General features: G+C 63.7%; 9 protein-coding genes and 3 tRNA genes. 9 read left to right on the top strand and 3 right to left on the bottom strand.

What is annotated here, in order from left to right; genetic code table 11:
* Window positions 1-59 precede the first annotated feature (59 nt).
* Entirely contained in the window at window positions 60-914 is an 855-nt protein-coding gene (locus FAZ98_RS07130; RefSeq protein ID WP_158950125.1) for a squalene/phytoene synthase family protein, read from the bottom strand.
* A 429-nt stretch (window positions 915-1,343) separates the two neighbouring features.
* Between FAZ98_RS07130 and FAZ98_RS07125 the strand changes: the two genes are divergently transcribed.
* Window positions 1,344-1,430 (top strand) — tRNA-Leu (locus FAZ98_RS07125).
* A gap of 125 nt (window positions 1,431-1,555) precedes the next feature.
* On the opposite strand, the gene FAZ98_RS07120 is transcribed toward FAZ98_RS07125, so the two are convergent.
* Window positions 1,556-2,002, bottom strand: a complete 447-nt coding sequence (locus tag FAZ98_RS07120) for a MarR family winged helix-turn-helix transcriptional regulator (RefSeq protein ID WP_158950123.1) — start codon at window positions 2,000-2,002, stop codon at window positions 1,556-1,558.
* 213 nt (window positions 2,003-2,215) lie between these two features.
* Window positions 2,216-3,358, bottom strand: a complete 1,143-nt coding sequence (locus FAZ98_RS07115; RefSeq protein ID WP_158950121.1) for a glycerate kinase — start codon at window positions 3,356-3,358, stop codon at window positions 2,216-2,218.
* A gap of 586 nt (window positions 3,359-3,944) precedes the next feature.
* On the opposite strand from FAZ98_RS07115, the gene tig reads away from it, so the two are divergent.
* The 8 genes from tig to FAZ98_RS07075 all read left to right on the top strand — a co-directional run bounded on the left by tig (window position 3,945) and on the right by FAZ98_RS07075 (window position 13,250).
* Window positions 3,945-5,291, top strand: coding sequence for a trigger factor (gene tig / locus FAZ98_RS07110; RefSeq protein ID WP_158950119.1), 1,347 nt, complete (start codon window positions 3,945-3,947; stop codon window positions 5,289-5,291).
* A gap of 168 nt (window positions 5,292-5,459) precedes the next feature.
* A complete protein-coding gene (clpP, locus tag FAZ98_RS07105) occupies window positions 5,460-6,113 on the top strand; it encodes an ATP-dependent Clp endopeptidase proteolytic subunit ClpP (RefSeq protein ID WP_158950117.1) in 654 nt (217 codons plus the stop codon).
* Between the two features lie 265 nt (window positions 6,114-6,378).
* Complete coding sequence (gene clpX, locus FAZ98_RS07100; protein WP_112176364.1) at window positions 6,379-7,650, top strand: ATP-dependent Clp protease ATP-binding subunit ClpX; 1,272 nt, start codon at window positions 6,379-6,381, stop codon at window positions 7,648-7,650.
* 191 nt (window positions 7,651-7,841) lie between these two features.
* Window positions 7,842-10,262, top strand: coding sequence for an endopeptidase La (gene lon, locus FAZ98_RS07095; protein WP_158950115.1), 2,421 nt, complete (start codon window positions 7,842-7,844; stop codon window positions 10,260-10,262).
* A 328-nt stretch (window positions 10,263-10,590) separates the two neighbouring features.
* Window positions 10,591-10,863, top strand: a complete 273-nt coding sequence (locus FAZ98_RS07090; RefSeq protein ID WP_007585907.1) for an HU family DNA-binding protein — start codon at window positions 10,591-10,593, stop codon at window positions 10,861-10,863.
* 118 nt (window positions 10,864-10,981) lie between these two features.
* Window positions 10,982-11,057: transfer RNA gene (locus tag FAZ98_RS07085), tRNA-Val, on the top strand.
* A gap of 63 nt (window positions 11,058-11,120) precedes the next feature.
* Window positions 11,121-11,197, top strand: a tRNA-Asp gene (locus FAZ98_RS07080).
* Between the two features lie 103 nt (window positions 11,198-11,300).
* Entirely contained in the window at window positions 11,301-13,250 is a 1,950-nt protein-coding gene (locus tag FAZ98_RS07075; protein ID WP_158950113.1) for a SurA N-terminal domain-containing protein, read from the top strand.
* The last annotated feature ends 107 nt before the right edge of the window (window positions 13,251-13,357 follow it).

Here is a 13,357-nt window from a genome sequence, read left to right as displayed (position 1 = left end):
CAAGCGACGTACCAGACGACACGCCGAGCGACGCACGCGATCGATGCGTGCGAGGTGAGTCAGGCACGGCGCGCGGCGCGCCATGCAATCCACAGTTTGCGGATCGGCGTGAGCGCGATCTGCTGATGCAACACCTGAAACTGCTCGCGTTCCACTTCGTCGAGCAAGGCGAGTTCCAGGGCCGCGAGCGCGCGCAGGCAACGTTGATCGCGACGCGCGGCGGCCGGCATTGCGTCGAGCGCGGCGTGCACGGCTTCACGTGCGCGCGCCGTCTGGAATTGCATCAACTCGGTGAATTCGGGGCTGTAGCGGCGGTTGATGAGGTCGGCGGCGGTGACGTTGTAACGCTGCAATTCGTCGATCGGCACATAGATGCGGCCGTGGCGCGCGTCGTTGCCGAGCTCCGGCACGAACTGCGCCATCACGAGCGCCGTGCCGAGCGGCGCCGCCCAGCGCGCGGCGTCGCTGCGCTCCGCTTCGTTGCGGGCGCTCAGTTTCGCGACGAGCGTTGCGAACATGCCGCCCACGCCGTTCAGGTAGCGGCGCAGATTCGGCAGATCGAGATAGCGCGCCTGCTCGAAATCCATTTCGAAGCCCGCGAGTAGCGCCTGCAAATCGGCGTGAAATTCGGGATAGGTCGCACCGGCATCGTGCAGATGACTGGCGAGCGCCTTTGTGACCGGATGCGAGGGCGTGCCGGCGGCGAGCGCGGCCAGTTCTTTCTGCCACCAGGCGAGCTTCGTGCGGCCCACGGTAGGATCGCTGGTTTCCTTGGCGGTCTCTTCGAGTTCGCGGCGCAGCGCGAAAAGGGCGGTCAAAAGCGGCTGGCGCGCCGCGCTCGCCTGGCGCAGCGCGTAGTAAGTGCTCGATCCGGGAGGCGCCGCCTTTTGCTGGCAGTAATCGTCGAAATTCACGGCGTAGAAGTGTGGGGCGATGCTGCGTGCGCCGCGTCTGCGAAACGGCCGCAGCGCGCCGCGACCGCGGAGCCGCGATTCTAGCACCGTGGGATCGGGCGGCTCGCGCGGTCGGGCGCCGCTCGCGGGCTCGAAGGCGCGCTGGCCGGGCTTGGCGCGAGGCAGAACGTGGCGCCAACCGGGGTGCGGACAACGTGCAGACCGCGGTGCAGACAAGCGCCAGGCAATCGGTTAGAATCTCGCGCTTGGCGCTTTCGGGCCGCACTGGCGAGGACTCGCCGGGCGCGCGTGGAAAAAACAGGGCGCGCACGAAACAGGCAGCAAGCAGGCATCAAGCAGGCAGGAAAAACGCGGGAAATTGCGAGCCGGATTGTGGGCAGGGCGTAGAGCCTGGACGCGAGCGGTCGGCAGCGTGAAGCGCGAGAATTCGCGTGAGTGGCGAAATTGGTAGACGCACCAGGTTTAGGTCCTGACGCCCGCAAGGGTGTGCCGGTTCGAGTCCGGCCTCACGCACCACGAAGAAAGAAGGCCACGTACCCAACGGTACGTGGCCTTTTTGTTTTTACGCGCCGGATTTGTCGATGCGCAGACGAGGGCGGGAGCCGCGCCACTCATCGAATCTGTTTATCGCCTCGCACCGCTCAGTGTTCCGCGTGGATCGCCTCGATGACCTTGTCGAGCGCACGGGCGAGCGCGTCGCGTTCGCTCTCGTCGAGACTCGCGAACAGGTCCACGTTCCATTTGCGTGCGACCGGCATGACCTTGCGATACAGCTCGCGGCCGTCGGCGGTGAGCGAGACGAGCACGAGGCGGCCGTCCTGCTCGCTCGTCTCGCGGCTCAGCAAGCCACGGCGCATCAGCGCTTCCGCCGCGCGGCTCGCCTGGCTCTTGTCGAGACTCGCGTGACGCGCGAGCTCCATCACGGAAAACGGACCGAAAGCGCCGACCGCCGCGATGAGCCGCGCCTCGGGCAGCGTGATGCCGAGCTTCGACTGATAACGTTCGCTCGCGCCCCGTTCGGAGAGCTTGTTGAGGACATGCAGCCGATAGGTCAGGAATTGCTCGAGTCCGCCTTTGCTGGCCTTCATGGGAGTCCTGGTCTGGTCGCGGGAGAGGGCGCGATCGTGTCGCGATTGCGTGATTGTTGCCCCATCCCGCGCGCCGGTCAACGCGTCGAAACCCTTGTCCCGCCCCCGGCTGGCGCGCGTGGCGCCGTGCACGAATCTATTAATCGCTTACTGTGGATCGCGGTGAGAAGACGCGGCGCGAGGCGAGGTATCGCGAACCGCGTCATGCGCCGCTCAGGCGTACTTGAGCCGCGCCAGTTGTTCGGCTTCGTTCGCGAGCAGGCGCGCGGCGTCGCGGATTGCCGTGTCGAGCGTGATGGGGCCGGGCGCCGGCGAGAAGCAGCCGGCGAAGTGCTCGGCCAGACGCGGCAACGCGGCGGCGTCGACCGCGCCCGAGAGCAGCGTGGCCGGCACGCGCGCGGCCGCCGCGTGGCGGCAGGCGATGAAAGGCGCCTTGCCGTGCAGCGTCTGCACGTCGGAGCGGCCTTCGCCCGTGATGAGCCAGTTGGCGCCCGTGAGCGCTTCGTCCAGACCGATGGTGCGCGCAACCACTTCGGCGCCCGGTTCGAAGCTCGCGCCGAGCATGCGCAACGCGAAGCCGAGACCGCCCGCCGCGCCCGAGCCCGCTTCGTCGCGCACGCGACGGCCGAGCGCGGCTTCGAGCAGATCGGCGAAGCGGCCGAGCGCGGCGTCGATCGTTGCGACCTGGTCGGGCGTCACGCCTTTTTGCGGGCCGAACACGGCGGTGGCGCCGTGGTCGCCGGTGAGCGGATTGTCGACGTCGGACATGCCGACGAAGCTCGCTTGCGCGAGGCGGGCGTCGAGGCCCGACACGTCCACGCGCGCCACGCGCGCGAGCGCTTCGGGCGTGGGTTCGAGCGCGCGACCGTCGGCGTCGAAGAGGGCGAGGCCAAGGCCCGCGAGCAGACCCGCGCCGCCGTCGTTGGTGCTGCTGCCGCCGAGCGCCACGTAGAAACGCCGCACGCCTTCGTCGAGCAGCGCGCGAATCGCTTCGCCCATGCCGCGCGTGCTGCGCGCCGTGACCGGCGCGCCCATGCCCACGGGATCCGTGATGCCGACGATTTCGGCCGTCTCGACGATCGCGCTGCCGTCGTGGAGCAGACCGACCGTGGCGTCGCGGCGCGCGCGCGCGGCGCCTTCGACGTTCATGACGCGGCGCTCGCCGCCCACGGAAAGCATGGCGTCGAGCGTGCCTTCGCCGCCGTCGGCCATCGGGCGAATGCGGATGTCGGCGTCGGGGCGCACACGGCGAATGCCTTCGGCGATCGCGGCGGCGACCCCGTCCGCGCTCAGCGAGCCTTTGAAAGAATCAGGAGCAATGACGACAACGGGAGCGTCGGGCGACGTGTTCGGCATGGTGTCTCGTCTGGAAGAGTCGTGGAAGCGGCTGCGGCCGGCGGGGCGTCCGGCGCGAGCGTAAGCTTAACAGCCCGACCGGGCACGCCGGATACCCCGGGCGCGATAGCGCGCATCGCGGGCGCGTAGGGGCGCGAAGCGGCCGGTGTGCGAGCACGAGGTGGTCGCGGCGCGGGAGTCCGCAGGCGCCGCCGCTGCCGCCATGGCGGTCGCGCCGCACGTCGACACGCGGAAAACCGCGCTTTTCTTGTGCTTTTTCGCCGGTTTTTCACTGCTTTTTCATGGCGCTATGCGGCTAGAACGCCAATTCCTCGGGGCCGGGGAAATAGTTTGCTAAAATACTTGGCTCTTTTGACGGAACCGCACCGCAAACCGCCCCTTTCGGCGTTGTTGGCTGGGTAAAAGAACGGGTCGGGAACGGGCCGGCGGGCTGTTCGGAACGTGCGCCGCCAGAGCGAACAACGCTCGCGGCAAGCGCACCGGGACACAGGCGTTGCGGATCGCCGCATCGGGGTCGCCCCGGTACTGCGGCGCGCAAAGATCACAGATTACTGATTCGCTCGATAAATTTAGGACGATTGAAGCCATGGCTAACGTTGTTGAGAACCTCGGCAAGCTCGAACGCCGCGTGACGATTTCCCTGCCGAAGGATGCCGTGCAGAAAGAAGTCGATTCGCGCATTCGCCAACTCTCGAAGACCGTGCGTATGCCGGGCTTCCGCCCGGGCAAGGTGCCGCTCAAGATGGTCGCGCAGCAGTACTCGGGCCAGGTCGAGGCCGAAGTCCTGAGCGACAAGGTCGGCAAGGAATTCTTCGACATCAGCCGCGCCGAAAACCTGCGCGTCGCGGGTCAGCCGAGCTTCGCGCCGAAGGCCGAAGCCGCTGAAAGCGACTACGCGTTCGACGCGACCTTCGAGGTGTATCCGGAAGTGAAGCTCGGCGACGTCGCCACGGCCGAAATCGAGCGCACGACCACCGACATCACCGAAGCCGAAATCGACCGCACGCTGGACATCCTGCGCAAGCAGCGCGTGCATTTCCACGCACGCGGCGAAGCGGGCGAGCACGGTGACGGCGGCGCCGACACCGCAGCGAAGGAAGGCGACCGCGTGACGGTCGACTTCGTCGGCAAGATCGACGACGTCGCATTCCCGGGCGGCAGCGCGGAAGGCTTCGCGTTCGTGCTCGGCGAAGGCCGCATGCTGCCGGAATTCGAAAAGGCCGCACTGGGCCTGAAGCAAGGCGAGCAGCGCGAATTCGACCTGACGTTCCCCGAGGACTACCACGGTAAGGACGTCGCCGGTAAGACCGCGAAGTTCACGATCACGATGCAGCAGATCGAGTGGCCGCACCTGCCGGAAATCGACGCGGAATTCGCGAAGTCGCTCGGCATTGCCGACGGCGATCTCACGAAGATGCGCGGCGAAATCAAGGACAACCTCGAGCGCGAAGCGAAGCGTCGCACGCAGGCCATCGTCAAGAACCAGGTGATGGACGCGCTGCTCAAGATCGCCGAACTCGACGTGCCGAACGCACTGGTCGAGCAGGATCAGGAGCGCCTCGTCGAAATGGCGCGCGCCGACCTCGCGCAACGCGGTGTGCCGAACGCCAAGGACGCGCCGATCCCGGCCGAAATGTTCAAGGAACAAGCCGAGCGCCGCGTGAAGCTGGGCCTCGTGCTGGCCGAACTCGTGAAGGCCAACGGCCTCGAGGCGAAGCCGGAACAGATCCGCGCGGAAGTCGACGAATTCGCGAAAAGCTACGAAGACCCGAAGGAAGTCGTGCGCTGGTATTATTCCAACCAGCAGCGCCTGGCCGAAATGGAAGCCTACGTCGTCGAAGCGAACGTCGTGGATTTCGTGCTCGGCAAGGCCAAGGTAACGGACAAGCAAGTTAGCTTCGAAGAACTGGCAAGCGCCACGGCGCAGGCTTAAGTCTGCCCGCTACGGCGTGCCGGCTGTCGGGGCAACCGACGGTCAGCACGCCGTTTTTGTATCCGCGGTTTTTAGCCCTGTTGTTCGTGTGGTTGATTTGGCCGGGGTTCGTCGCCATACCGCTTATCAGGCTCTCCAGAATAACTTTTCCAGACAAGGATGCATCGCATGACCTTTCGCGCTCAATCGCTGGATACCTTGACGTCCCAGGCATCGCGGGACTTCGACCCGCAAGCGCTCGGCCTGGTGCCGATCGTCGTCGAAACGAGCGGCCGTGGCGAACGTTCGTACGACATCTATTCGCGGCTGCTCAAGGAACGCGTGGTGTTCCTGGTCGGTGAAGTGAACGACCAGACCGCGAACCTCGTCGTCGCCCAGCTCCTGTTCCTCGAGAGCGAGAACCCCGACAAGGACATCAGCCTGTACATCAACAGCCCGGGCGGTTCGGTGTCGGCGGGCATGGCGATCTACGACACGATGCAGTTCATCAAGCCCGACGTTTCGACCCTCTGCATGGGCCTCGCGGCCAGCATGGGCGCGTTCCTGCTCGCGTCGGGCGCGAAGGGCAAGCGTTTTGCGCTGCCGAACTCGCGCGTGATGATTCACCAGCCGCTTGGCGGCGCGCGCGGCCAGGCGTCGGACATCGAAATCCAGGCGCGCGAAATTCTGTACCTGAAGGAACGCCTGAACCAGTTGCTGGCGAACCATACGGGTCAGCCGGTCGAGCGCATCGCGCGCGACACGGATCGCGACAATTTCATGTCCGGCGACGACGCGCAGGCGTACGGTCTCGTCGACCAGGTTCTGCATAAGCGCCCGTAATTCCGCGCGAGCGACATTGCGCGTCGGACCCCACGGTCCGGCGCGGTAATTCAGGACGCTGAAGGAACAAAGGGACGTAAAGGAAAAAGCCGCCACCCCGTAGAAACGGGGATGGTCGGCGCCGCGCAGACCTTGTGAAATAATCGGCAAACGCGCTTCGCGGCCTGCGGCCCATCGCCGTCATAGCGGGCGGTTCACGCGGCTCCCAGCCCTGCTGGGGGAAACGGCGTATCATGTAACAGAGTGTCCGGAGGCTCATCTATCCATGGCGGACAAGAAAGGTTCTAACAGCGAAAAGCTGTTGTATTGCTCGTTTTGCGGCAAGAGCCAGCATGAAGTGAAAAAACTCATCGCTGGCCCGTCGGTGTTCATCTGCGATGAATGTATCGACCTGTGCAACGAGATCATTCGCGACGAAGCCGCCGGTGCGGGCGTCGACGCGGCGCTGTCGCGCTCGGACCTGCCGAGCCCGCAGGAGATCCGCGACATCCTCGACCAGTATGTGATCGGCCAGGAACGCGCGAAGAAAATCCTCGCGGTAGCGGTGTACAACCACTACAAGCGCCTCAAGCATCTCGACAAGAAAGACGACGTCGAACTGTCCAAGAGCAACATTCTGCTGATCGGACCCACGGGTTCGGGCAAGACGCTGCTCGCGCAGACGCTCGCGCGCCTTCTGAACGTGCCGTTCGTGATCGCCGACGCCACCACGCTGACCGAAGCCGGCTACGTGGGCGAAGACGTCGAAAACATCATTCAGAAGCTGCTGCAGAACTGCAACTACGAAGTCGACAAGGCCCAGCGCGGCATCGTCTATATCGACGAAATCGACAAGATCAGCCGCAAGTCGGACAACCCGTCGATCACGCGCGACGTGTCGGGCGAAGGCGTGCAGCAGGCGCTGCTCAAGCTCGTCGAGGGCACGATGGCCTCGGTGCCCCCGCAGGGCGGCCGCAAGCATCCCAACCAGGATTTCATCCAGGTCGACACGACCAACATCCTGTTCATTTGCGGCGGTGCGTTCGACGGTCTGGAAAAGGTCATTACGGATCGCACCGAGAAAACCGGCATCGGTTTCGGCGCGAGCGTGAAGAGCAAGCAGGAACGCGACACGGGTGAAGTGCTGCGTGAAACCGAACCGGAAGATCTGATCAAGTTCGGCCTGATTCCCGAACTGATCGGCCGTCTGCCGGTGGTCGCCACGCTCGGCAAGCTCGACGAAGCCGCGCTCATGAAGATCCTCGTCGAGCCGAAGAACGCGCTCGTCAAGCAGTACCACAAGCTCTTCAACATGGAGCGCGTGGAACTGGAGATCCGCCCGGCCGCGCTGCAGGCGGTCGCCCGCAAGGCGATTCGCCGCAAGACCGGCGCACGGGGCCTGCGCTCGATCCTGGAACAGGCATTGCTCGACGTGATGTACGAGCTGCCGACCATGAAGGGCGTGAGCAAGGTCATCATCGACGACAACGTGATCGACGGCGACGGCAAACCGCTGCTGATTTACGAAGACGCGCCCAAAGTCGCAGGGTCGAACTGATGGTGGTGATCGGCTAAAGAGTTCCGGAAAAAAGCCGTTCATACAATGAGATGAACGGCTTTTTCGTTTATCTTGAGGTCGATGGCGCACTATTTTGGAGTCACTGAACTTTTCCCACACGCGCGAGGCTTGCAATCGGTTAATCAGGCCTCAATTACCGAACGAACTGATTCCACTCATGGGGAAATGAAATGTCAGGAACCCAACTCCTCCCGCCGGAACGCATTACGCTCCCGCTGCTGCCGCTGCGCGATGTCGTAGTCTTCCCGCATATGGTGATTCCCCTCTTCGTGGGCCGACCGAAATCGATCAAGGCCCTCGAAGCGGCGATGGAAGGTGGCAAGCACATCATGCTCGTCGCCCAGAAGACCGCCGCCAAGGACGAGCCGACCGAAAAAGACATGTATGAAGTGGGATGTATCGCGAACATCCTGCAAATGCTCAAGCTGCCCGACGGCACCGTGAAGGTGCTCGTGGAAGGCCTGCAGCGCGCGAAGACGCTTTCCATCGAAGAACAGGAAACGCAGTTCTCGTGCGAGGTCATGCCGCTCGAGCCCGACCACGCCGACAGCGCCGAAACCGAGGCGCTGCGCCGCGCGATCGTCTCGCAGTTCGACCAGTACGTGAAGCTCAACAAGAAGATCCCGCCGGAGATCCTGACCTCGTTGTCGGGTATCGACGAGGCCGGTCGTCTTGCCGACACCATCGCCGCGCACCTGCCGCTCAAGCTCGACCAGAAGCAGCACATCCTCGAGATGTTCCCGGTCATCGAGCGACTCGAGCATCTGCTCGCGCAACTCGAAGCCGAGATCGACATTCTCCAGGTGGAGAAGCGCATCCGTGGCCGCGTGAAGCGTCAGATGGAAAAGAGCCAGCGCGAGTATTACCTGAACGAGCAGGTCAAGGCTATCCAGAAGGAACTGGGCGAAGGCGAAGAGGGTGCCGATCTCGAGGAACTCGAGAAACGCATCACGGCCGCGCGCATGCCGAAGGAAGCCAAGAAAAAGGCCGACGCCGAGCTGAAGAAGCTCAAGCTGATGTCGCCGATGTCGGCGGAAGCCACCGTCGTGCGCAACTACATCGACACGCTGATCGGCTTGCCGTGGCGCAAGAAGAGCAAGGTCAACAACGACCTCACGAACGCCGAATCCGTGCTCGACGAAGACCACTACGGTCTCGAGAAGGTGAAGGAACGCATTCTCGAGTATCTCGCGGTGCAACAGCGCGTGGACAAGGTCAAGGCGCCTATCCTGTGCCTCGTCGGGCCTCCGGGCGTCGGCAAGACCTCGCTTGGCCAGTCGATTGCACGCGCAACGAACCGCAAGTTCGTGCGTATGGCGCTGGGCGGCGTGCGTGACGAAGCCGAGATCCGCGGTCACCGTCGTACGTATATCGGATCGATGCCGGGCAAGATCCTGCAGAGCCTCACGAAGGTTGGCGTGCGCAATCCGCTCTTCCTGCTCGACGAAGTCGACAAGATGGGCATGGATTTCCGCGGCGATCCGTCGTCGGCGCTGCTCGAAGTGCTCGACCCGGAACAGAACCACACGTTCGCCGACCACTACATCGAAGTCGACTTCGACCTCTCGGATGTGATGTTCGTCGCCACGTCGAACTCGCTGAACATTCCGCCGCCGCTGCTCGACCGGATGGAAGTCATCCGTCTTTCGGGTTACACGGAAGACGAGAAGGTCAGCATCGCCCAGCGTTATCTCCTGCCGAAGCAGAAGAAGAACAACGGGTTGAAGCCGGGCGAGATCGAAGTGACCGAAGGCGCCGTGCGCGACATCATTCGCTACTACACGCGTGAAGCGGGCGTGCGTTCGCTCGAGCGCGAAGTGTCGAAGATCTGCCGCAAGGTCGTGAAGATGCTGCTGCTGAAGAAGGCCGACAAGGCCGTCACGGTGGACAGCGCGAATCTCGATACCTTCCTTGGCGTGCGCAAGTACGACTTCGGTCTGGCCGCGAAGGAAAACCAGATCGGTCAGGTCACGGGTCTCGCGTGGACGGAAGTCGGCGGCGATCTGCTGACGATCGAAGCGGCGGTCATGCCTGGCAAGGGCAACGTGATCCGCACGGGTTCGCTCGGCGACGTGATGAAGGAGTCGGTCGAAGCGGCTCGCTCGGTGGTGCGTTCGCGTTCGCGTCGTCTCGGTATCAAGGACGAAGCGTTCGAGAAGCAGGACATCCACATCCACGTGCCGGAAGGCGCGACGCCGAAGGACGGTCCGTCCGCCGGTATCGCCATGACGACCGCGCTGGTGTCCGTGCTCACGGGTATTCCGGTGCGCGCCGACGTGGCAATGACGGGCGAGATCACGCTGCGCGGCGAAGTGCTGCCGATCGGCGGGCTGAAGGAAAAGCTGCTGGCAGCGCATCGCGGCGGCATCAAGCTCGTGCTGATCCCGGAAGAGAACGTCAAGGATCTCTCCGAGATTCCGGACAACGTGAAGAACGCGATCGAAATCGTGCCGGTCCGCTGGATCGACAAGGTGCTCGAACTCGCGCTCGAACGGGTGCCGCAAGCGCTGCCGGAAGAAGAAGTGAAGGCCGACGACGCGAAAGCGCCTGTTGCCGAGTCGAAGGAAGCGCCCGAAGTGGTCAAACACTAAGCACGCTTGCTTCGTGCGAATCGCGCCTCGCGCGGTTCGCAACCCCAAAAAACCCGCGGCCTTGCCCGCGGGTTTTTTTATGGGCGCTCACGCTTGTTGACGTTGTGCGCGCAACGACCCTTATTACCGCCGGTTTCGCCTGCGCTCCACATTTCGGGATGACAGGCGGCGCGGGCGTGCGGCCGCGCACGATCCGGCGCAACCCCGCTTGACACCGTGCTTTCGGCCCCGTTAAATGAGCGAGCTTGTCATTTTGACAGCGTGATTTTTCCAATAAGTTGCTGTTTTTTCTTACGATTGCCCAAACCAAACATTCTCGGGGGCTGGAATGAATAAAACGGAATTGATTGACCACATCGCACAACAGGCCGACATCTCGAAAGCGGCGGCAGGACGCGCACTCGACGCCGTGATCGGCGGCGTCAAAGGCACGCTGAAGAAGGGCGGCTCGGTAACGCTCGTCGGTTTCGGCACGTTCGCCGTCGGCAAGCGCACGGCACGCACGGGCCGCAATCCGCGCACCGGCGCCGCCATCAAGATCAAGGCCGCCAAGGTGCCGAAATTCAGGCCTGGTAAAGCGCTCAAAGATGCGCTAAACTAGCGGGCTCGCTGCCTGATGAACCTTGTTGAGCGGTGTTAAACAGCGTTAAGCGGGTTGGGGCAGCGCAGCAGAAGTCGCAGTGCCGCGGCAGGAACGCAGCGCAGCGAATCACGATGCTGGGTGCTTAGCTCAGTTGGTAGAGCGGCGCCCTTACAAGGCGTAGGTCGGGAGTTCGAGCCTCTCAGCACCCACCACAGCATCGGATTCACTGGCGTAAAAGCGAGCCGCACGGTACTCGCGAAGTGCAGGAACCGCGTGGAGCGGTAGTTCAGTTGGTTAGAATACCGGCCTGTCACGCCGGGGGTCGCGGGTTCGAGTCCCGTCCGCTCCGCCAAGGATCTCTCGACAAGAAGGCGAACTCCGGTTCGCCTTTTTTGTTGGCCGCTGTTGTAATATCGGGCGTTCCGTTTTTTGGCGCCTCCAACGTCTGGTCACGCATGCTCGATTTTTTCCGCAATCACAAACGCCTGATGATGTTCATGCTGCTTCTGGTGATTCTGCCAGGGCTGGGCTTCGTCGGGATTCAAGGTTTCCGCGGCTTCTTCGATGAAAGCGCGAATGTCGCGAGCGTCAACGGACACAAGATCACGCGTGTCGAGTACGACAACGCCGCGCGCCAGCAACTCGATCAGGCGCGTCAGATCATGGGCGCGCAGTTCGACGCGAGCCTCTTCGACACGCCGCAGCATCGCAAGGACATTCTCGACGGGCTGATCCAGCAACGCGTGCTCGCCGACGAAACCCAGCGCCTGCATCTCACCGCGTCCGACGACGCCGTGCGCCGCGCGCTGCTCGCCGACCCGATCATCTCGTCGCTCAAGAAGCCCGACGGCTCGATCAATCTCGATCAGTACAAGCAGCTGCTCGCCATGCAGGGCATGACGCCCGAGCAATACGACGAGCGCGTGCGCTACAGCCTCTCGCTGCAACAATTGCCTGCGTCGATCATCAATAGCGCGTTCACGCCGAAGTCGCTCGCGCAGCAGCTGAGCGGTTTGTCGGAGCAGCAGCGCGACGTGCAGGGTCTCGCGTTCCACGCGAGCGATTACGCGCCGAAGATCCAGCCGACCGACGCGCAACTGCAGTCGTACTACGACGCGCACAAGAACGACTTCGCGACGCCAGCCACGGCGCAGATCCAGTATCTCGTGCTCTCGGCGGCCACGGTGGCCGCGAGCGTCCAGCCGAGCGACGACGATCTCAAGAAGTACTACAACGACAACATCGCGCACTACCGCACGCGTGAGGAAGTGCGCGCGAGCCACATCCTGATCGCGGTGCCGAAGGACGCGAACGCGACCGATCGCGCCGCCGCTAAGCAGAAGGCCGACGCGATCCTCGCCGAAGTGAAGGCGCATCCGGACCAGTTCGCGCAAATCGCGCAGAAGGATTCGCAGGATCCGGGTTCGGCGTCGAAGGGCGGCGATCTCGGCTACTTCGGCCCGGGCATGATCGCCGGCGGTCAGGCCTTCGACGACGCCGTGTTCAAGCTCAAGAAGGACGAGATCAGCGGCGTGATCCAGTCGGATTTCGGCTATCACATCGTCAAGGTCACGGACGTGAAGCCTTCGGTCACCAAGCCGTTCGACGACGTCAAGCCGCAGATCGCCACGGAAGTGAAGATCCAGCAGGCCGCCAAGGTACTCGCCGACGCGACCGACGGTTTCACGTCGACGGTCTACGAAAAGGCCAAGTCGCTGCAACCGGCCGCCGACAAGTACAAGCTCCAGATCCAGACGGCCACTGTCACGCCCAGGCCGAATGCCGCGCTGCCCGCCGACAGCCCGCTGAACAACCAGAAGTTCCTGGACGCCGTGTTCGCGAACGACTCGGTGAACCAGCACAACAATACGCAGGCGATCGACGTGGGCAGCAACACGCTGATCTCGGCGCGTGTCACGAGCTTCCAGCCGGCCGCTGTGCCCGCGTTCGCGCAGGTCAAGGACGCCGTGCGCGTGAAGGTTGTCGCTGAGCAGGCCGCCGACATGGCGCACAAGGACGGCGAGGCGAAGCTCGCGGCCCTGCAGAAGTCGAAGTCGACCGACGGTTTCTCGTCGGCGCTCAAGGTCACGCGCAACGACGCGCAGGGCTTGCCGCCCAACGCACTCTCGGCGGTGTTCAAGGCCGACGCGCAGAAACTGCCCGCTTACGTGGGCGTCGATCTGGGCAAGGACGGCTACGCGATCTATCGCGTGAACAGCGTGACCAACGGCACGGCGGTCGACGGTCCGCGTCTCGCCGCCGCGCAGCAGCAACTCGCGCAGGTGAGCGGCCAGGCGCAGGTGCAGTCGTACCTCGACGCGCTGCGCGAACGCTCCAAGGTCAAGCTGTACGGCACGCTGAGCCCGGCGGGCCAGTCGGCCGACGGCGACAACGACGGTCAGTAAGCGAAAATAAGCGAAAGTCAGCGAACTTTCGTTTTCGCCGCCATAAAAAAAGCCCCGCGATTGCGGGGCTTTTTGCATTCCGGAGAATGTCGAGCGAACTGCGAGGC

This window comes from Paraburkholderia acidisoli, from assembly GCF_009789675.1.
GTDB lineage: Bacteria > Pseudomonadota > Gammaproteobacteria > Burkholderiales > Burkholderiaceae > Paraburkholderia > Paraburkholderia acidisoli.
The sequence above is the reverse complement of the archived record's forward strand: the minus strand, read 5'-3'. Positions and strand labels throughout refer to the sequence as shown.